Source organism: Streptomyces endophyticus (assembly GCF_035798155.1).
GTDB lineage: Bacteria > Actinomycetota > Actinomycetes > Streptomycetales > Streptomycetaceae > Streptomyces > Streptomyces endophyticus.
The window spans coordinates 13,869-33,317 of record NZ_JAOZYC010000134.1 but is presented as its reverse complement, the minus strand read 5'-3'; the positions used below and the strand labels follow the sequence as shown (position 1 = coordinate 33,317).

The following is a 19,449-nucleotide window of genomic DNA, read 5'->3' as shown; positions in this document are numbered from 1 at the left end:
GAACGGTCGTGCAGAAATCTGCCGCTCCCCCCGCTCGACTACTGTGGCGACGTGGACGCACAGCAGGAGACGCAGGAGAAGCGGCGCGGCCGCTCCCACGACCCCGAGGGGAACCGGAGGGCCGTGCTCGAAGCGGCCCGGCGGCTGTTCGCGGCCCACGGGTACCAGGGCGCCGGCATCCGGGCGATCGCCACGGAGGCCGGGGTGACGCCCGGCCTCGTCATGGCGTACTTCGGGTCCAAGGACGGGCTCTTCCGCGCCGTCGTCGGCGAGGGGACCGGCGTCACGGCCGCCCTGCTCGACGAGGCGGGCAACGATCCGGCCGGTCTCCCGGGGGCCCTCGCCCACTCCTACCTCGACCGCTGGGACCGGCTCTCCACGCGGGACCCGCTGGCCGCGCTGATCCGCTCGGCGCTCAACCACCCGCCCAGCGCACAGCAGTTGAGCGAGCTTCTGGAACGGCTGGTGACCGGGCCCCTGGAGGGCGTACTCGGCGAAGGACCCGAGGCGGCGGCCCGGATCGGCATGATCCGCAGCGTGCTGTTCGGGGTCATCATGGAGCGCTACCTGTTCGCGCACGAGCCGGCCCGCTCGGTGCCGACGGCCGACCTGGAACCGCTGCTCGCGGACGTACTGGCCGCGGCGATCGGCACGCCCGCGGAGGGCGCCGCCGAGCCGCCGCGGGCCGAGGACTCCCCCGCCACCGACGCCGACACCCGCGTCTTCGCCGCCCTCACCGACTCCGCCGACCGCTACCGCACCCTGATCGGCCGCGTCGTCAAGCGGCACGGCCTCTCCCTCGCCGCCTTCGAGGTGCTCGCCGAGCTGCGTCGCACCCCCGCCCCGCACCGCCGCACCATGGGCGAGCTGGCCGCGGCCGGTGCGGTCGGGGCCGGCGGGATGACCCAGCACGCGGACCGGCTCGCGGGGGCCGGGCTCATCGAGCGGGAGCGGGACGACCGGGACCGGCGGATCGTGCAGCTGCGGCTGAGCGAGGCCGGGCGGGTCCTGGTCGACCAGGTGACCGAGGAGCGCAGGGCGGGTGAGCGGGAGCTGCTCGCCGGGCTGCGGCCGGACGAGCGGCGGAGCCTGCGGCGCCTGCTGGGCACGCTGGGCGGTGCCCTCACGGATCCGCCGGGCCCCGCGTGAACACCGGCCCCCGCATGACGGCGGCGCCGGAGCCACCTGGCCCCGGCGCCGCGGCATGCCCGCAGTCCCCCGTTACGAGTTGAGCTCCTCCAGCGTCTTCCCCTTCGTCTCCACCGCGAACAGGGCGATCACCGCGCCCACGACCGCCACGGCCGCCAACTGCGCGAAGACCAGGCCGAGTCCACCGCCGGAGCTGATGATCGCGCCGACCGTGATCGGGCCGAGGATCACGCCGAGCCGGTTCCACAGGCCGCCGAAAGCCGCGCCGGTGGCCCGGTTACGCGTCGGGTACAGCTCCGGCGAGTAGAGATAGAGGCCCGCGTTGATCGCGTAGACGAAGAACGTGGTGCAGGAGGCGAACAGGGCGACCTGGATCCCCGACGTCACCCCGGCCACGGCCAGGATCCCGAGGGTGAGCGCCGTGCCGCCCAGCGCCGCGACCAGCGCGGGGCGCCGCCCGATCCGGTCGATGACGAGCGCGACGACGAAGGTGCCGACCAGGCCGGTGATGTTGCTGAGCAGCGTGTAGACCAGCGCGGTCGTCAGGTCCAGGCCGAAGTTCTTGGTGTAGAGCGAGGGCAGCCACGTCGAGATGCCGTGGTTGACGTAGTACGCGACGAACCACAGGCCGGACAGGACGGCGGTGCGCCGCAGATAGCGGCCGGTGAACAGGTCCCGCAGCCGGCCGCGTCCGGTCTCCGCCACGGGCGCAGGGCCGGGCTCCGGCAGCGGCTTGCCCACGGCCCGCTCGACCTCCCCCTCGATCCGGGTGATGACCTGCTCGGCCTCCTCCAGCCGCCCCTGGGAGAGCAGCCAGCGCGGCGACTCGGCGACGTGCTTGGGCAGCGCCACGGCGATCAGGACGGGCAGCGCGCCGAGCACGAACATCGCGCGCCAGCCCAGGTTCGGCACGACCCACACCGCGACGAGGCTGGCACACGCGAGCCCGGCCGGGAAGATCATCTCGTAGAGCAGGACGAAGCGGCCGCGCTTGTCGGAGCGGGAGATCTCGTTGATGTACGTGGCCGCGACCGGGACGACGCCGCCGATGCCGAGGCCCTGGACGAACCGGAAGAGCGAGAACAGCTCGATCCCGTTGGCCGTGGCGACGGCGAGGCTGGCGAGGCCGGTGATCGCGACACCCAGGGCCACCGTACGCACCCGGCCGATCCTGTCGCCCAGCCACCCGGCGACCAGCGCGCCGAGCAGCATGCCGATGGATCCCGAGGTGACCGCGAAGGTCGCCTGCCCCGTGCTCAGGTGCCAGTCCTTGATGAGGACGGGCAGCGCGGAGGCGGCCAGGAGCTGGTCGAAGGCCTCGAAGAACGTCACGGCGCCGATCAGGAAGCGCACCTTGACGTGCCAGCGGGAGTGCGGCAGCCGTTCGAGTCTGGCCGCGATCGAGCCGAGGCCCTGGCTGCCGGATTCTCCGGCCTTACCGGCCACAGTCGTCATGGAGGGGTCCTTCCGCGAGCACGCGAACACGAGGGGAATGCGGCGACAGTAGAAGCCAACTCCTTAGCGGTCAATGGTTAGGCGCTTAGGCATCTGAAGACGGGTGAACCGCGAAGCTTCCGACGGCAGGGTCTTGCGGAGAAACATTTAAGCGCTTAGCTTTCTAGTGCTTCAGCAAGTCAACTCCCGTGTGTCGGAGGTCCCGCCGTGTCCCACCACCCCACCGAAATCCTTGTCGCGGGCCAGTGGCGACGGGGCGCCGGTGCCCCGCTCGACACGGTCGACCCCGCCACCGGGCAGGTGCTCGCCACGCTGCACACCGCGTCCGCCGAAGAGGTCGACGAGGCCGCGCGGGCGGCGGCAGCGGCCGCGGCGGACCCGGCCTGGCGCGACCTCCTCCCCCACCAGCGGGCCCGGCTCCTGTACCGGATCGCGGAGCTGACCGAGGAGGCCGCCGACGAGCTGGCCGCGACGCAGACCGCCGACACCGGCAAGACCCTCACCGAGACGAAGGCGCTCGCGCTCAGCGCGGCCGGCACCTTCCGGTACCTGGCCGCGACGCTGGAGACCGCCGAGGAGACGATCACCCCCTCGCGCGGCCCGTACGTCACGATGAGCGTGCACGAGCCGATCGGCGTGGTCGGCGCGATCAACCCGTGGAACTCCCCGGTCGCCAGCGACGCGCAGAAGATCGCGCCCGCCCTGGCCGCCGGGAACGCGGTGCTGCTCAAGCCGGCCGCCTGGACCCCGCTGGTCTCTTTGAAGCTCGGCCGGATCATCACCCGGGCCCTCACCGAGCTCGGCCTGCCCACCGCCCTGCTGTCGGTGCTTCCGGGCAGCGGACGGGTGGTCGGCGACGCCGTCGTACGGCACCCGCTCGTCGGCCGGATCGGCTTCACGGGCGGCACGGAGACCGGCCGCTCCATCGCCGGGATCGCCGCGCGCAAGCTGATCCCCGCCTCCCTCGAACTGGGCGGCAAGTCACCCACGATCGTGCGGGCCGACGCGGACGTGGAGCAGGCCCTCGCGGGCGTGATGTTCGGGATCTTCTCGTCCAGCGGGCAGTCCTGCATCGCGGGTTCGCGACTGTTCGTCCACGCGTCGCTGTACGAGTCGTTCGTCGGTGAAATCGTCTCGCGGGTAGCCAAGTTGCGTGTCGGACCCGGCACCGACCCCGACACGCAGGTGGGCCCCCTCGTCCACGCGAACCACCGGGACTCGGTCGCCGCCTACGTCGACCTCGCCCGCTCCGAGGGCGCCGAGGTGCTGTGCGGCGGCGCCGCGCCCGAGGGCCCCGCGTACGAGAACGGCGCGTACTACCTGCCCACCGTCCTCGCCGGCCTTGCGAACGACTCCCGGACCTGCCAGGAGGAGATCTTCGGCCCGGTCCTGGTGGTGCTTCCCTACGACGACGAGGACGACCTGGTCGAGCAGGCCAACGACTCCGTGTACGGCCTGGCCTGCGGGATCTGGACCCGCGACCACCGCGCCGCCTGGAACCTGGCCCACCGGATCGACGCGGGCACCGTGTGGATCAACACGTACAAGCAGTTCAGCGCGTCCACCCCGTTCAGCGGGATGAAGGACAGCGGCCTCGGCACCGAGAAGGGACGTGACGCCATCCGCGCCTACCAACGCCAGAAGTCCCTGTACTGGGGCACGTCCGAAGCCCCGCTCCCCTGGGCCAACTGACCACGATCCAGGAGTCCTTACGATGTCCCACCCCCCGATCGCCCGGCTGCGCGCGCTGCGCTCCGTCGAACTGCTCACCCCCTCCTTCGCCGAGGCCACCGACTTCTACGAAGAGGCGTGGGGCCTTGAGGTCGTCGAGTCCGAGCACAGCGCGAGCTGGCTGCGCGGCACCGGCGAGCAGCACCACGCCCTCCAGCTCACCCGCTCCGACCGCACCGGCCTCGGCCGCCTCGTGTTCGCCGTCACCACCCCCGCCGAGATCGACGAGGCGGCGCGCCGCCTGGAGGCCCGCGGGATCGTGCCGGTCGCGGGGCCCGGAATGCTCGACCAGGTCGGCGGCGGCTACGGCCTGCGGTTCCACGACCACGAGGGCCGGCTCGTCGAGCTGTCCGCCGAGACCTGGGCGGTCGCGCCGCGCGGCCAGGACACGGCCGTGCCGGTCGGCGTCACGCACGCGGTCCTCAACACCCCCGACATCGACGCCGCCGTCGCGTTCTACCGCGACGTCCTCGGCCTGCGCGTCTCCGACTGGTCCGAGCACCAGATGGCGTTCCTGCGCTGCAACGCCGACCACCACTGCATCGCGTTCAACCAGGCCGAGTGGGTGTCCCTCAACCACGTGGCGTACGAGATGAGTTCGGTCGACCACTTCATGCGCGGGCTCGGCCGACTGCGCCACCACGGGATCGTCCCGCAGTGGGGTCCCGGGCGGCACGGGCCCGGCAACAACACCTTCTCCTACTTCACCGACCCGACCGGGCTCGTCTGCGAGTACACGTCCGAGGTCGCGCAGATCGTCGAGGACCGGTGGATCGCCAAGGTGTGGCGGCGGGTGCCGGAGCTGTCCGACCTGTGGGGCACGGCGGGGCCGCCGTCGAAGGAGATCCGCTGTCACATGGCCGGTTCGCCGGAGTCCCCGGTCATTCCCGAAGGAGCAGAGAAATGAGCACGCTGAAGGTCGGACTCGTCGGCTGGGGCGCCATCGGCCGCATCGTCGGCACCGCGCTCGCCGGGCAGGACGTCCAGGGCGCCGAGCTGACGTGCATCGTCGACAACCGGCCGCTCGGTGAGGCGGCGCCCGCGCCGCAGGTGACCTTCGAGGAGGCCATCGAGCGCTGCGACCTGATCGTGGAGGCGGCCGGTCAGGGTGTCGTACGGGAGTGGGGCGAGCACGTCCTCAGCTCCGGTACCGATCTGCTCGTGGCCTCGACCGGGGCCCTCACCGACGACGAGCTGGCCAAGCGGCTGCTCGCCGCCGGGCCCGGCCGGGTGTACTTCACGGGCGGCGCGGTCGGCGGCCTCGATCTGCTCCAGGCCGTGCGGGCCCTGGGGCCGATCGAGGACGTCCGACTGACGACCACGAAGCTGCCCTCCACCCTCGAACAGCCGTGGATGGACGAGGAGTTGCTGGGCCGGATGCGCTCGGCGACCGGGCCCGTCGTGGTCATGTCCGGCACGGCGCGCGATGTGCCGGTGAAGTTCCCCAAGTCGACGAACGTGGCCGCCTCGGTCGCCCTCGCCGTCGGCGACCTGGACGCTGTGCGGGTCGAGGTCGTCGCCGATCCGGGGGCCACGCTCACCCGGCACGTCATCGAGGCGTCCGGGGAGCACGGTTCGTACCGCTTCGAGGTCGCGCACCGGCCCGACCCGGGCAACCCGGCGACCAGCCAGGTCGTCCCGTACTCGGTGCTGCGGTCGGTGGCCGCGCTCGCCGGGCGGTCGGGGCAGATCCTGTGAGCACGATCCATGTGGAAGAGGCGGGCGGCGAAGGCCCCCTGCTGCTCTGCCTGCACGGGATCGGCTCCTCGTCGGCCGCGTTCGCGCCGCAGCTCGAAGGGCTCGCGCCGTACGCCCGGGTCATCGCCTGGGACGCGCCCGGCTACGCCAAGTCGGCTGATCCGGAAGGTCCGTTGGACCTCGACGGCTTCGCGGACGCCGCGGCGGAGCTGATCCGCTCGTACGGGACTTCGGCGCACGTCCTCGGCGTCTCGTGGGGCGGTGTCATCGCGCTGCGGCTGGCGACCCGCCACCCGGACCTCGTCGACTCGCTGATCGTCGCCGACTCCAGCGCGGGCTCAGGCACCGAGGCGGCGAAGGCCGCCGGGATGCGGGCCAGGGCCACGGAGCTGGCCGAGGTCGGGCCGCGCGCGTTCGCCGAGAAGCGCGGACCGCGCCTCGTCTCGGACCTGGCGCCCGCCGCGCTCGTCGAGCGGGTCGTCGACACCATGGCCTCCTCCGTGCGGCTGCCCGGCTACGGGTACGCCGCCGAGGCCATGGCCGGCGCCGACCTGCGCCCCGAACTGTCCGCCGTCTCCGCTCCCACGCTCGTGATCTGCGGCGACCGCGACAAGGTCACCGGCGTCGAGGCCTCCCAGGTCATCGCCGGGGGCCTGCACAAGACGGCCTACGTGATCGTCAAGGACGCCGGTCACCTGGCCAACCAGGAACAGCCCGAGCGGTTCAACGCCTGGGTCCTGTCCCACCTGCACATCGTCACTGCCTGACGGTCACTGCCCGACCGTCAGTGCCTACCTAAGGACGCACACCATGCCTCTGACCACCAACGAGTACGACAACGGCGGCGACCTCGGCACGTACACCGACTCGCTGATCGCGTCGAAGGAGTCCCGCGTCGCCGACTTCGACACGCTCTCCTTCCAGGAGAAGGCGGGCAAGCAGTACCGCCGCGGCCAGATCCGCTACGTCGGCTCCGGCGCCACCGGCAACCACGAGGGCGACAGCCGCATCCTCCCGTCCGGCGGCTTCACCTTCTCCAACATGCTGCTGCCGCCCGGCGCCGAGGGCCCGGCCCACACCCACCACGACGTGGAGGAGGCCTTCTTCGTCCTGGAGGGCGAGGTCCGCGTGGGCGTGCACCGCGGCCCGGACGAGGTCGAGTACCGCACGCTCGGCTACCGCGACATGATCGTGGTGCCCGCCGGTGTGACCCGCTCGCTGAAGAACGAGGGCGACACCGACGCCCTGTTCTGCGTCGTCATCGGCACGCAGAAGCCGCAGGTGCCCTCGTACCCCGAGTACTCGCCGATGCACGGCGTCACCCGTGACTGAGCAGTCCCCCGACGAGGTGCGCACGGTCGTCGTGACCGGGGCGGGCCGTGGCCTGGGACTGGCCATGGCCCGCCGGGCCGGCGCGGACGGCTTCCGGGTCGTCCTCGCCGAGCTCGACCCCGAGCGCGGCGCCCGGGCCGCCGAGGAGCTGCGGAGCGAGGGGCACGACGCGCACTTCGCGCGCTGCGACGTGGCGGACCCGGCATCCGTCGATGAACTCGCCGCTTTTGTACGGGAGTTGGGCGGGCTCTACGGACTCGTCAACAACGCGGCCCTCGCCAACGGCGTCGGCGGCAAGGAGTTCCAGGACATCGACATCGAGACCTGGGACCGCCTGATGACGATCAACGCGCGCGGCCCCTGGCTGGTGGCCAAGGCGCTGCACCCGCTGTTCGGCCCGACCGGACGCATCGTCAACATCGCCTCGGACGCGGCCCTTTACGGTTCGCCGCGGCTCGCGCACTACATCACGTCGAAGGGTGCGGTCATCGCCCTCACCCGCGCCATGGCCCGGGAACTGGGCGAGCGCGGCATCACCGTGAACGCCCTCGCGCCGGGCCTCACCGAGTGCGAGGCGACCGAGGGAGTACCGGAGGAGCGGCACGGGCTCTACGCCGCGAACCGGGCGATCTCCCGGCCGCAGCAGCCCGACGACCTCACCGGTCTCGCCTCCTTCCTCCTCTCCGAGGAATCCCGCTATCTGACCGGACAGGTGATCGCCGTCAACGGCGGCTTCACCATGAACTGACCTACTGAACTGACCCACTGGAGCACTGAGTTATGGATCTGGGCCTCGCCGATAGGACCTATGTGGTCACCGGAGGCAGCTCGGGCGTCGGCCTGGCCACGGTCCGCGCCCTCCTCGACGAAGGCGCGAACGTCGCCACCTGCGGGCGCGACGCCGACCGCCTCAAGAGGATCGGCACACACGACCGCCTCTACACCGCGACCTGCGACGTCCGCGACGCCGACGCCGTACGCGACTTCGTCCGCGCCTCGGCCGGAGCGTTCGGCGGCGACCGCGTCGACGGTCTCGTGAACAACGCCGGGCAGTCCCGCATGAAGCGCCTCGACGACACGACCGAGGACGACTGGCGCGACGAGCTGGAGCTGAAGTTCGCGGGCGTGCTCAACCCGCTTCAGGCGGCGCGGCAGTACCTGAAGGCGTCCGACGCGGCCTCCGTCGTCAACGTCAACGCGGTCCTCGCCAAGCAGCCCGAGCCGCGGCTGATCACGACGAGCGCCGCGCGCGCCGGCATCCTCAACCTCTCGAAGTCCCTGTCCCAGGAGCTGGCTTCGGACGGCATCCGGGTCAACTCGGTCTGCCTCGGTCTCATCGACACCGGTCAGTGGACGCGCCGGCACGCCGCCGCGGACTCCGGGATGAGTTACGAGGACTGGCAGGCGGAGCTGGCCGCCGACCGCGGCGTCTCGCTCGGCCGTCTTGGCCGCGCGGAGGAGGTCGCGTACGCGATCGTCGCGCTGCTCTCACCGCGCGCCTCGTACATCACCGGAACCGGCGTCGACGTCTGCGGCGGCGTCGGCCGCGGCATTCTCTGAGGAGTTCACATGCCAGTTGACACGCAGTACACCACCGGCGGTGACCTCCTCGTCGCCGTCCTGAAGGAACTCGGCATCGACACGGTCTTCGGCATCGTGTCCGTGCACAACCTGCCCCTGGTCGAGGCCGTCGACCGCGAGCTGCGCTTCGTACCCGTGCGGCACGAGGCGAGCGCGGTCAACGCCGCCGACGCCTACGGCCGGGCCCGCGGCTCCCTCGGCTGCGCGCTCACCTCCACCGGCACGGGCGCGGGCAACGCGGCCGGTTCGCTGATCGAGGCGCTCGCCTCCGGCACGTCCGTGCTGCACGTCACCGGCCAGGTCGAGGCCGAGTTCCTGGGCAGCGGACGCGGGTTCATCCACGAGACGAAGAACCAGCTCGGCATGCTCGACGCCGTCTCGGTGTTCGCGGCCACGGTGCGCTCAACCGAAGAGGCGGGCGACGTGCTGCGGTCCGCCGCGCGTGCCGCCCTCGCGTCGCCGGGCGGCCCGGCGAGCGTGGAGTGGCCGATCGACCTGCAGTTCGCGGCACAGACGGACGCACCCGCCGCCGTGGAGCGGGCCGCCGTATCGGCCCCGGACGACGAACTGGCCGTCGCCGCCCAGCTGTTGGCGTCCGCCGAACGCCCCCTCATCTGGGCCGGCGGCGGCGTTCTCCGCGCCGGCGCCGAGCTCACCGCGCTCGTCGAGGCGACCGGCGCCGGTCTCCTCACCTCCAACTCGGGGCGCGGCGCCGTGCCCGAGGACCACCCGCAGGTGATCGGCAACTTCGCGACCACGCCGGCCGTTCGCGCGCTGCTCGCCGACGCGGACGTGCTGCTGACCATCGGCACGCACTTCCGGTCCAACGAGACCGCCGACTACGGCCTCGAACTGCCGGGCGCCGAGCGGCACATCCAGATCGACGTCGACGCCGCCGCCCTCGGCCGCGTCTACCCGGCCGCGCACACCCTGCACGCCGACGCCGCCGACACCCTGGCCGCCCTGCTCCCCCACGCCCGCGCCGCCGAGCCGTCGTGGACGCGGCGGATCAAGGACGTACGCGCCGAGGTGCGGGCCACGCTGCACGACAACATCGGCCCGCAGGCGGCCATCTGCGACGCGCTGCGCGCCGTGCTGCCGCGCGACGCGGTCGTCGCCCGCGACGTGACCATCCCGTCCAGCAGCTGGGGCAACCGGCTCCTGGAGATGTACGACCCGCGCTCCAACGTCTTCCCGCGCGGCGGCGGCATCGGGCAGGGCCTCGGCATGGGCATCGGCGCCGCGCTCGCCGACCCCGAGCGGCCCACCGTCGTCATCGCGGGCGACGGCGGCCTCGCCGTGCACCTCGGCGAGCTGCTCACCGTTGCCCAGGAGCGGCCCCGCCTCACGGTCCTCGTCTTCAACGACGGCGGCTACGGCGTGCTGCGCAACATGCAGGACCGCTACAGCGAGCGCCGCTCCGGTGTCGACCTCGCCACGCCCGACTTCGAACTCCTCGCCCGCGCCTGCGGGTTGCCGTACCTGCGGATCGCCGACACCGAGCACGCCCGGCCGGTGCTCGAACAGGCCGTCGGCGCCGAGGGTCCGACGCTCGTCGAGGTGGACCTGGCCGCGCTCGGCCCGATGAAGAACCCGTTCACCCCGCCCGTGAAGATCCCCGGCACATAAGGAGGCCACCATGACCGAAGAGCGTCGCCTTGACCTGCTGGTCCGGCGGATGACATGGGAGGCCGACGGTGTCCTGTCCGTCGAGCTGACCCACCCCGAAGGCAAGCCGCTGCCCACCTGGGCGCCGGGCGCGCACCTCGACGTGCACGTCGGCGGCCAGGTGCGCCAGTACAGCCTGTGCGGCGACCCGGCCGACTGCGGCACGTACCGCATCGGCGTGCTCAACGAGCCGTCCTCGCGCGGCGGTTCGCGGCACGTGCACACCAAGCTGCGCCCCGGCCAGCAGGTCACCGCGTCCGAGCCGCGCAACCACTTCGCGCTGGAGGACGCCCCCGCGTACGTGTTCATCGCCGGCGGCATCGGTGTCACGCCGATCCTCGCGATGGCACGGGAGGCCGCCCGGCGCGGCGCCGACTGGCGCATGGTGTACGGCGGCCGGGGGCGCGCCTCGATGGCGTTCACCGATGAACTTGGGGCGCTCGGCGGTGACGTGACCCTCGTACCGCAGGACGAGCAGGGGCACATCGACCTGGACGCGACGCTCGCCGCTCTGCCCGAAGGGGCGCTCGTCTACTCCTGTGGGCCCGAGCCGCTGCTCGCCGCCGTCGAGGAGCGCTGCCCCGCCGACCGGCTGCGCCTTGAGCGCTTCGCCGCCCCCGTCGTCGAACGGTCCGCGGACGACGGTGAGTTCGAGGTCGAGTGCCGCACCTCGGGACAGACCCTCACCATCGGCGCCGACACCTCGATCCTGGAGGCCGCCGAGACCGCGGGCATCGACGTCGCCAGCTCGTGCCGCGACGGCATCTGCGGCTCCTGCGAGACCCGCGTCATCGAAGGCGCCCCCGAACACCGCGACTTCCTCCTGTCGGAAGCCGAGCAGGCCGCGAGCGCCTCGATGATGATCTGCGTCTCGCGCTGCGCGGCCGGCTCCCGCCTCGTACTGGACCTTTAAGCCCCTCCTGAAGACGTAGGAGACACCCATGAGCAGCACCCCGAACACCGCGAACACCGACTGGCCGTACCTGGAGACCCACCAGTCCCGCGACCACGAGCCGAGTCCGTACGAGTACAAGCTGGCGGCGACCCTCGAAGAGGTCTTCACCAAGGTCGGCCACGAACTCACCGACGTCGTGAGCGGGCTGAACGCCCGTCAGGTCCACGCCCCCGACGGGGCGCCGTGGACCGAGGAATCCTTCCGCGCCGAGATGCACCGACTGGGAGCGTGACCGCAGTGACCGCCAAGACCCGCACCGCCGACCACATCTACGCGACCGGTCTGCGCAACCAGTGGCACCCCGTCGTGCCGTCCTCCTTCGTCGCGCCCGGCGCGATGCGCAAGGTCACCGTCCTCGGCGAGCAGTGGCTGCTGTTCCGCCGCTCCGACGGCACCCTGAGCATGCTCGCCGACCGCTGTCCGCACCGCGGCGCCCCGCTCTCCCTCGGAAAGCACCTGGGCGACCGGGTGGCCTGCTGGTACCACGGCGTGGAGATCGAGACCGACGGCACCGTCTCCTCCGTGCCGGGCCTGCCCGGCTGCAACCTGGAGGGCAAGAAGCTCGTCACCTCGCTGCCCGTGCGCGAGGTGTCCGGCGCCGTCCTCGCGTACTTCGGCGACGAACAGCACCCGGAGCCGGTCGAGTTGACGCTCCCCGAGCCGCTCACCGACCCCGACACCGACGCCATCCTGTGCTACGCCGAGTGGAACGCGCCGTGGCGCTACGGCGTCGAGAACCTGCTCGACCCGATGCACGGCCAGTTCCTGCACCACGACTCGCACACCATGTTCGACGGTGACATCACCGCCAAGTTCCGCATCCGCGAGACCGACCGCGGCTACTTCTTCGAGAAGACCGACCAGCGGGGTGTGAACTTCGACTGGGTCGAGCTGTGCCGCACGGGCGTGGACTGGGTCGACCTGTCGATCCCCTACCCGCCGTCGGCGGGCCCCGGCGGCCCGTTCGGCATCGTCGGCATGGTCCGCCCGGTCGACGAGGAGCGCTGCGCCGTCTTCTTCTGGCGCTACCGCAAGGTCCAGGGCTGGCAGCGCGACACCTGGCGCTTCCTGTACAAGACGCTGATCGAGCAGCGGCACTGGGACGTCCTGGAGCAGGACCGGGAGATGCTGGAGGCCATGCCGGCCGACGCCGACCAACAGGAGAACCTGTACCAGCACGACCTCGGCGTGGTCCGCCTGCGCCGCATGTACCGCGGCGAGGCCGAGAAGCAGGCGACCGGGAAGCAGCCGACCGCATGAGTGCGAGAGCGCGCTGGGCAGGGGTCCTGAGCCTGCTGGTCATCGTGCTGATCAGCTACGTGGACCGGGTGAACGTCTCCGTCCTCATCACGGACAAGGCGTTCACCGACCACTTCGGCATCACCGGTGACCCCACGGCGCAGGGCGCCCTGTCGACCGTGTTCCTCATCGGGTACGGCATCGCGGCGTTCGTCCTCACCCCGTTCTACGAGACGTCGCTCGGGGTGCGCCGCGGCCTCGTCGTCAGCGTCGCCCTGTGGTCGCTGATGACACTGCTCTCGCCGTACGCGCTCGGCGCGCTCACGCTGACCGTCCTGCGCGCCCTGCTCGGCGCGGCAGAGGGACCGCTGTTCTCGCTCAAGACGATGTACGTGCGCGAGCACTTCGCGCCGCACGAGGCGGGCCGCCCGAACGCGGTCAGCTCCATGGGGGTGTCGCTCGGCACGGCCGCGGGCCTGCCCCTGATCACATACCTCGTCTACCGCTTCGACTGGCACACCTCGTTCGTCGCCCTCGCGGCACTGAACGCGGTGATCGGCCTCCCGCTGATCCTGCTGTTCGTACGGGTCCGACGGGAACGCGGTGTACGCGGCGCCGAGCGTCCTGGCTTCCGGGCCACGCTGAAGGGCGCCCTGCGGATGCCGCGGCTCGCCCCGATCCTGGTCATCGAGATCGCCACGCTCGCGTATCTGTGGGGGTCGAGCGCCTGGCTGCCCTCGTATCTGCTGCACGAGCGGCACTTCTCCCTCTCCGCGATGGGCATCGTCTCGGCCCTGCCGTTCCTGATGTCGCTGGTGTCCGGGTTCCTCGGCGGGCTGCTCCTCGACCGGCTGCCGCGGCGGCTGCTCGCACTGCCCTTCGTGGTGGGCTCGACCGGCACCGCCGTGTGCGTGCTGCTCGTCGCGGGCGCGGACAGCGACGCGGCGGCGGCCACCGCTCTCATCCTGGCCGGCGGTTTCTGGGGTCTTCAGGGCCCGGCCATCCCCACCCTCGTCCAGCACTGCGCGCCCGCGCACCTCGTCGGCAGCGCCTACGGGGTCGTGAACGGGGTCGGCAATCTCGTGTCGGCGTTCATGCCCACCCTCATGGGCGTGGCCATCGCGGCGAGCGGCGGCCACGGCTTCGGCGCCGGATTCAGCCTCCTCGCCGGGGCCCAGGCGCTGACCCTGGTGTGCGGGGCATGGCTGCTGGTCAGGCCGGTCCGCGAGGCACCGGCCACCGAACCCGGCACCGCGCCGCTCGCGCGGACCTGACGGCTGCCCCACGGTGGAGTGGACCACTCCGCCGTGGGGCAGTGTTGGGGGCAGTCCGCGCCCACAAGGGGGCTGCGGAGGGCCCCCGCCGACGCCGTAAGGTGGGCAGGTACGCGAGGGCACGTCGGAAGGAGGCACTGGGTGATCGAGCTCGAGGGGGTACCCGAGCTGGTCGACCCGGTCATGGTGGCCGCGTTCGAGGGCTGGAACGACGCCGGCGACGCCGCCTCCACCGCGGTCGAACACCTCGACAAAGAGTGGAAGGGCCAGGTGTTCGCGGCGCTGGACGCCGAGGACTACTACGACTTCCAGGTCAACCGCCCGACCGTGTTCGTGGACAACGGCGTGCGAAAGATCACATGGCCCACGACGCGGCTCTCGGTGATCCGTATCGGCGGGGACAAGCCGCGCGACCTGGTCCTGGTCCGGGGCATCGAGCCGTCCATGCGCTGGCGCTCGTTCTGCAACGAGCTGCTCGGCTTCGCGCACGAGCTGGGCGTCGAACTCGTCGTCGTCCTCGGCGCGCTGCTCGGCGACACCCCGCACACCCGGCCCGTTCCGGTCAGCGGCGTCACGTCGGACGCGGACCTGGCCTCGCGGATGAACCTGGAGGAGACCAAGTACGAGGGCCCGACGGGCATCGTCGGCATCCTCCAGGAGGCCTGCACGCACGCCGGTGTCCCCGCGGTCTCGCTGTGGGCCGCCGTTCCGCACTACGTGTCGCAGCCGCCGAACCCGAAGGCGACGCTGGCCCTCCTCAACCGCCTGGAGGACCTGATCGACCTGCGCATCCCGCTGGGCGAGCTGGCCGAGGACGCGCGGGCCTGGCAGTTGGGCGTGGACCAGCTGGCGGCCGAGGACAGCGAGGTCGCCGAGTACGTGCAGTCCCTGGAGGAGGCCCGTGACACCGCGGAACTCCCCGAGGCCTCCGGCGAGGCCATCGCCCGCGAGTTCGAGCGCTATTTGCAGCGCCGCGATCCGGACGCCGCGCCGGGCGGTCACGCGACGGACGGCGGCGACGGCTCCTCGCATCTGCGCGACAACCCGAGCGGCAGGACCCAGCCGCCGAAGCCGCCGCGCCCCGAGGGCGACGACGGCGACGAGTAGCCGCAGCACGCAGTGACCGTCAGGGCGGGGCGCCGAGCGCCCCGCCCTTCGTCGTGTCCCAACCCGTCGCGCCCGCCCCCGGAGTCTGGCCGGTTTGGGGCGTGACAGTGGTTTCCGGACGAATTGATGGCAGATGCAGGGGGTTCCCCATTCAACTTGTTTTCAAACGCAGTTGACCGACGGGGTCTGGACGGGCGGGCGTCGGCGTAGCAAGGTGAGCCCGGACGAGCCTCAAGGAAACACACGGCACAAGCAGACCCGTACGACCTGATGTGGCGAGGGGAGCTGTGGACCGATGACCGACCAGCACGCAAGCCCGGCACAGGGGCCGGGAGCGGCCGGGCCGGGACCGGACGGATCCGGTTTCACCTATCGCGGGGCGGAAGAGGAACTGATCGTCGTGGCGCGCCCGGAGGCCCGCCTGCGCGTCCAGGCCGACGGCGTGCGCTCCGCCGCGGGCGCCGACGTATCGGCGCTGAACATGTTCCTCGGGGACGAACAACTCGCTCTTGAACCGCTGTTCGGCGGCGAGGAGCGGGTCCAGGGAGCCGGCGAGGCACCCGGGGCCGACGTACCGGACCTGGCGCTGTTCTACCGGGTGCGCGGCGGATCCGAGCGGGCGCAGGAGCTGCGGTCACGGATCGCGGCGCTCCCGGAGATCGACACGGCGTACGTGAAGCCCGGCGCGGTGCCCGCGGCGCGCGCGTCGTCCCCGGAGAACTTCGAGGAGGCGCGGCGGCTGAAGGAGAAGACGGCCGCGACGCCCGACTACACGGGCCGCCAGGGCTATTTGGGCCCCGCGCCCGCCGGTATCGACGCGCAGTGGGCGTGGCGGCGGCTCGGCGGCAGCGGCGAGGGCATCACCGTCATCGACGTGGAGGGCGCCTGGCAGTTGGGGCACGAGGACCTGTCGGCGAAGCTCGCGGGCATCGTGATCGGCACGCCGATCTCGGACGTGGCCTGGCGCAATCACGGCACCGCGGTCCTCGGTGTGATCGGCGGCGACCGCAATGAGCGCGGTATCACGGGCATCGTGCCGGAGGCGGTGACCGCGGCGGCCTCGTTCCAGGGGGTGGGCACGGCGGCGGCGATCCACGCGGCGGCCGACCGGCTGAACGCCGGAGACGTGATCCTCATCGAACTGCACCGCCCGGGGCCGCGGTTCGACTTCGAGCCGCGCGACGACCAGCGCGGCTACATCGCCCTGGAGTGGTGGCCCGACGACTTCGCGGCCGTCAAGTACGCGACGGCGAAGGGCATCGTGGTCGTGGGCGCTGCGGGCAACGGCGGCGAGTCCCTCGACGACGCGGTGTACGAGCGGCGGCCCGACGCGTTCCCGACGTGGTGGCACAACCCGTTCAACCCGTCGAACCGCTCCTCGGACGCGGTCCTCGTCGGCGCGGGCGCACCGCCGCCCGGCACCCACGGCCGCGACCACGGCCCCGACCGCTCGCGCCTCTCGTTCTCCAACTACGGCGCCCGTGTGGACGCCCAGGGCTGGGGCCGCGAGGTCACCACCACCGGCGGCTCCTGGAACCGGCCCGGCGATCTGCAGGGCGGCACCGAGGAGATCGCCTGGTACACAGACACCTTCTCCGGCACCTCGTCCGCCTCCCCGGTGGTCGTCGGCGCGCTGACCGCCCTCCAGGGCATGCTCAAGGCAGGCGGTCAGCGCCCGATGACCTCGCAACGGGCGCGCGAAGTGCTCCGGGCGATCGGCTCACCACAGCAGGACGCCCCCGGCCGGCCCGCCTCACAGCGGATCGGCAACCGGCCCGACATCAAGGGAGCGGTCACCAACCTGCTTCCCTCGACGGTCGGTTCGGGCCAGGCCGAGCGGTACTGGGACGAACTGATCCCGTATCCGCCGGAACTCCCGCCCCGGCTGCGTCTGTTCGTGGCGGGCTCCTGGCGCAATCTGAACAACCCGTCCCCGGAGACCCGCCAGGCGGTGCACACCGCCTTCGCGGGGGGACGGCCCGACGTACGTGTGTGGTTCTCGGACGACGAGGTCGTCGGCCTGGTCGTCACGGGCTGAGGCAACGCAACCAACCATTGATGGAAGGTGGCACCCGCATGAGCATCACCCCGCAGATGGGTCAGCAGGGGCAGCAGTTCCCGAGCACCTCTCCCTACCAGCAGGGCATGGGCCAGCAGCAGCCGTTCGGGCAGCAGATGCAACAGCCCTTCGGCCAGCAGTCGTCCGGCTCCCAGCAGTACGGCTCCCAGCCCTACGGCCAGGAGCAGCTCCAGCAGCAGCTTCACCAGCTCGGCCAGCAGCAGCCGTACCAGCAGCTGCTGCAGCAACTCGGCGGGCAACAGCAGCAGCAGTCCGGACAGCAGCCGTTCGGCCAGCAGCAGTACGGGCAACAGCAGTACGGGCAGGGGCAACAGGACCAGCAGGACCAGCAGGCTCAGCAGATCGAGCAGCAGATGCAGCAGCTGATCCAGCAGCTCCAGCGGACCGCGATCCAGCAGTCCCACCAGCAGGTGCAGCAGCAGGCCCTGGCCGCCGGTGTCGCGAACGGCTACATCGACATCGTGCAGCCGCTGCCCGGCCAGCCGAGCCAGATCTTCCTGCGCATCAACAACCAGTTCCGGGTCCTCAACAACCCGACCCCGCAGGCGCACGACGAGATCCAGGAGGCCTTCGCGTTCGGCCACCAGGTCGTCGGTGTCTGGGACACCGGGACGCCGACCGTGCTGCGCAGCGTACGGGTGCAGCGCGTCTGACCGGGAAGTGACCGCCGCGCACACAGCGGCGCACACGGAAAAGGGGCGCCTCCCCGCATGGGGAGGCGCCCTCTGTGCTACCGGAAGGGGGGTGCTACAGCTGCTACAGCGCCACGCCCAGCAGGGCGTCCACGGCACGCGATACGACGCCGGGGGCGCCCTCGTCCGTGCCGCCTCCGGCCGACTGGGTCTCGGCCCAGCGGTCGACGGCGATCAGCGCGGTCGGCGCGTCCAGGTCGTTGGAGAGCGCCTCGCGGATCTCCTCGACCAGCGCCTCGGCGGACGGGCCGTCGGGGCGGGAGACGGCCGCGCGCCAGCGGTCGAGGCGGGCCACGGCGTCGGCGAGCACCTGGTCCGTCCACTCCCAGTCCGAGCGGTAGTGGTGGGAGAGGAGCGCGAGCCGGATGGCGGCGGGGTCGACACCGTCGCGACGCAGCGCGGAGACGAACACCAGATTGCCCTTGGACTTGGACATCTTCTCGCCGTCGAGCCCGACCATGCCGGCGTGCACGTACGCCTTGGCCATCGGGAACTCGCCGGTCAGCGCCTGGGCGTGGGACGCGCCCATCTCGTGGTGCGGGAAGGCCAGGTCGGAGCCGCCGCCCTGGACGTCGAAGCCCATGCCGAGGTGGTCGAGGGCGATGGCGACACACTCGATGTGCCAGCCGGGGCGCCCCTGGCCGAGCGAGCCGCCGTCCCAGCTGGGCTCGCCGTCGCGCGCGGCCATCCACAGCATCGGGTCGAGCGGGTTCTTCTTGCCCGGACGGTCCGGGTCGCCGCCGCGCTCGGCGGAGAGCAGCCGCATCGCGGCGGCGTCGAGGTTCGACACGGACCCGAAGTGCGGGTCGGCGTCGACGGAGAAGTAGGTGTCGCCCTCGAGCTCGTAGGCGGCACCGGAGTCACGCAGTCGTTCGACGAGCGGCACGATGCCGGGTATCGCCTCGACCGCGCCTATGTAGTGCTGCGGCGGCAGCATCCGCAGGGCGGTCATGTCCTCACGGAAGAGGGCGGTCTCGCGCTCGGCGAGACCCTCCCACTCGATGCCGTCACGCACGGCCCGCTCCAGCAGAGGATCGTCGACGTCCGTCACGTTCTGGACGTAGTGAACCTGCCGCTTGGTGTCGAGCCACACGCGCTGCACGAGGTCGAACGCGTTGTAGGTCGCCGCGTGACCCATGTGGGTCGCGTCGTACGGCGTGATGCCGCAGACGTAGATACGGGCGACGGGACCAGGGGCAAGGGTGACGAGCCCACTGGTCGCGGTGTCGTGGATCCGGAGGTCGCGGCCCTTGCCAGGCAGGGCGGGGACCTCAGAAGCGGGCCAGGCATGCATGCATCGAGCGTAACCGGACGGTGCTTCCGGATACGAACCGGACCAGGCGCAATGGCCGATCCGGCCCTCTTGCGCGATCTTGACGGGCGCGCTAAGCACATCAGCCCCCGCGGCGCTTGAGCAGGCTCTTCAAGCCCCTGCGGCGCTTGAGCAGCGGGGTCCGGGGCAGAGCCCCGAGACCGCAACACCGGTGC

General features: G+C 71.8%; 18 protein-coding genes. 16 read left to right on the top strand and 2 right to left on the bottom strand.

Annotation, left to right across the window (positions count from 1 at the left end; genetic code table 11):
- Positions 1 to 51 precede the first annotated feature (51 nt).
- Positions 52 to 1,149 (top strand): TetR/AcrR family transcriptional regulator, encoded by a 1,098-nt coding sequence (locus OKJ99_RS23450; RefSeq protein ID WP_326019339.1) that lies wholly within the window; start codon positions 52 to 54, stop codon positions 1,147 to 1,149.
- A 72-nt stretch (positions 1,150 to 1,221) separates the two neighbouring features.
- On the opposite strand, the gene OKJ99_RS23445 is transcribed toward OKJ99_RS23450, so the two are convergent.
- Complete coding sequence (locus tag OKJ99_RS23445; protein ID WP_326019338.1) at positions 1,222 to 2,604, bottom strand: MFS transporter; 1,383 nt, start codon at positions 2,602 to 2,604, stop codon at positions 1,222 to 1,224.
- A 207-nt stretch (positions 2,605 to 2,811) separates the two neighbouring features.
- On the opposite strand from OKJ99_RS23445, the gene OKJ99_RS23440 reads away from it, so the two are divergent.
- From OKJ99_RS23440 to OKJ99_RS23370, 15 genes are all read left to right on the top strand, one after another.
- Positions 2,812 to 4,296: an aldehyde dehydrogenase gene (locus tag OKJ99_RS23440; RefSeq protein WP_326019337.1), complete on the top strand. Its 1,485-nt coding sequence runs from the start codon at positions 2,812 to 2,814 to the stop codon at positions 4,294 to 4,296.
- A 22-nt stretch (positions 4,297 to 4,318) separates the two neighbouring features.
- Positions 4,319 to 5,242, top strand: coding sequence for a VOC family protein (locus OKJ99_RS23435; protein WP_326019336.1), 924 nt, complete (start codon positions 4,319 to 4,321; stop codon positions 5,240 to 5,242).
- On the top strand, positions 5,239 to 6,033 hold the full coding sequence (locus OKJ99_RS23430) for an aspartate dehydrogenase domain-containing protein (RefSeq protein WP_326019335.1): 795 nt from the start codon (positions 5,239 to 5,241) through the stop codon (positions 6,031 to 6,033). The genes OKJ99_RS23435 and OKJ99_RS23430 overlap by 4 nt, the downstream gene beginning before the upstream one ends.
- Positions 6,030 to 6,800: an alpha/beta fold hydrolase gene (locus OKJ99_RS23425; RefSeq protein ID WP_326019334.1), complete on the top strand. Its 771-nt coding sequence runs from the start codon at positions 6,030 to 6,032 to the stop codon at positions 6,798 to 6,800. Before OKJ99_RS23430 ends, OKJ99_RS23425 begins: the two co-directional genes overlap by 4 nt.
- Positions 6,801 to 6,843: 43 nt before the next feature.
- Positions 6,844 to 7,365: a cupin domain-containing protein gene (locus tag OKJ99_RS23420; protein WP_326019333.1), complete on the top strand. Its 522-nt coding sequence runs from the start codon at positions 6,844 to 6,846 to the stop codon at positions 7,363 to 7,365.
- The gene (locus OKJ99_RS23415) at positions 7,358 to 8,113 is read left to right on the top strand and encodes an SDR family oxidoreductase (protein WP_326019332.1); all 756 of its coding nucleotides are present in this window, start codon (positions 7,358 to 7,360) and stop codon (positions 8,111 to 8,113) included. Before OKJ99_RS23420 ends, OKJ99_RS23415 begins: the two co-directional genes overlap by 8 nt.
- A 32-nt stretch (positions 8,114 to 8,145) precedes the next feature.
- Positions 8,146 to 8,925 (top strand): SDR family oxidoreductase, encoded by a 780-nt coding sequence (locus tag OKJ99_RS23410; protein ID WP_326019331.1) that lies wholly within the window; start codon positions 8,146 to 8,148, stop codon positions 8,923 to 8,925.
- Between the two features lie 9 nt (positions 8,926 to 8,934).
- Positions 8,935 to 10,575, top strand: a complete 1,641-nt coding sequence (locus OKJ99_RS23405) for a thiamine pyrophosphate-binding protein (RefSeq protein ID WP_326019330.1) — start codon at positions 8,935 to 8,937, stop codon at positions 10,573 to 10,575.
- 10 nt (positions 10,576 to 10,585) lie between these two features.
- Complete coding sequence (locus OKJ99_RS23400; RefSeq protein ID WP_326019329.1) at positions 10,586 to 11,527, top strand: PDR/VanB family oxidoreductase; 942 nt, start codon at positions 10,586 to 10,588, stop codon at positions 11,525 to 11,527.
- A gap of 28 nt (positions 11,528 to 11,555) precedes the next feature.
- On the top strand, positions 11,556 to 11,801 hold the full coding sequence (locus tag OKJ99_RS23395) for a recombinase-like helix-turn-helix domain-containing protein (RefSeq protein WP_326019328.1): 246 nt from the start codon (positions 11,556 to 11,558) through the stop codon (positions 11,799 to 11,801).
- A 5-nt stretch (positions 11,802 to 11,806) separates the two neighbouring features.
- On the top strand, positions 11,807 to 12,829 hold the full coding sequence (locus OKJ99_RS23390) for a Rieske 2Fe-2S domain-containing protein (RefSeq protein ID WP_407700751.1): 1,023 nt from the start codon (positions 11,807 to 11,809) through the stop codon (positions 12,827 to 12,829).
- Complete coding sequence (locus tag OKJ99_RS23385; RefSeq protein WP_326019326.1) at positions 12,826 to 14,082, top strand: MFS transporter; 1,257 nt, start codon at positions 12,826 to 12,828, stop codon at positions 14,080 to 14,082. Before OKJ99_RS23390 ends, OKJ99_RS23385 begins: the two co-directional genes overlap by 4 nt.
- A gap of 141 nt (positions 14,083 to 14,223) precedes the next feature.
- Positions 14,224 to 15,189 (top strand): PAC2 family protein, encoded by a 966-nt coding sequence (locus tag OKJ99_RS23380; protein WP_326019325.1) that lies wholly within the window; start codon positions 14,224 to 14,226, stop codon positions 15,187 to 15,189.
- 295 nt (positions 15,190 to 15,484) lie between these two features.
- A complete protein-coding gene (locus tag OKJ99_RS23375; protein WP_326019324.1) occupies positions 15,485 to 17,227 on the top strand; it encodes a S8 family peptidase in 1,743 nt (580 codons plus the stop codon).
- Positions 17,228 to 17,265: 38 nt separating this feature from the next.
- Complete coding sequence (locus OKJ99_RS23370) at positions 17,266 to 17,922, top strand: hypothetical protein (protein WP_326019323.1); 657 nt, start codon at positions 17,266 to 17,268, stop codon at positions 17,920 to 17,922.
- A 103-nt stretch (positions 17,923 to 18,025) separates the two neighbouring features.
- On the opposite strand, the gene mshC is transcribed toward OKJ99_RS23370, so the two are convergent.
- Positions 18,026 to 19,255 (bottom strand): cysteine--1-D-myo-inosityl 2-amino-2-deoxy-alpha-D-glucopyranoside ligase, encoded by a 1,230-nt coding sequence (gene mshC, locus OKJ99_RS23365; protein ID WP_326019322.1) that lies wholly within the window; start codon positions 19,253 to 19,255, stop codon positions 18,026 to 18,028.
- Positions 19,256 to 19,449: the final 194 nt, after the last annotated feature.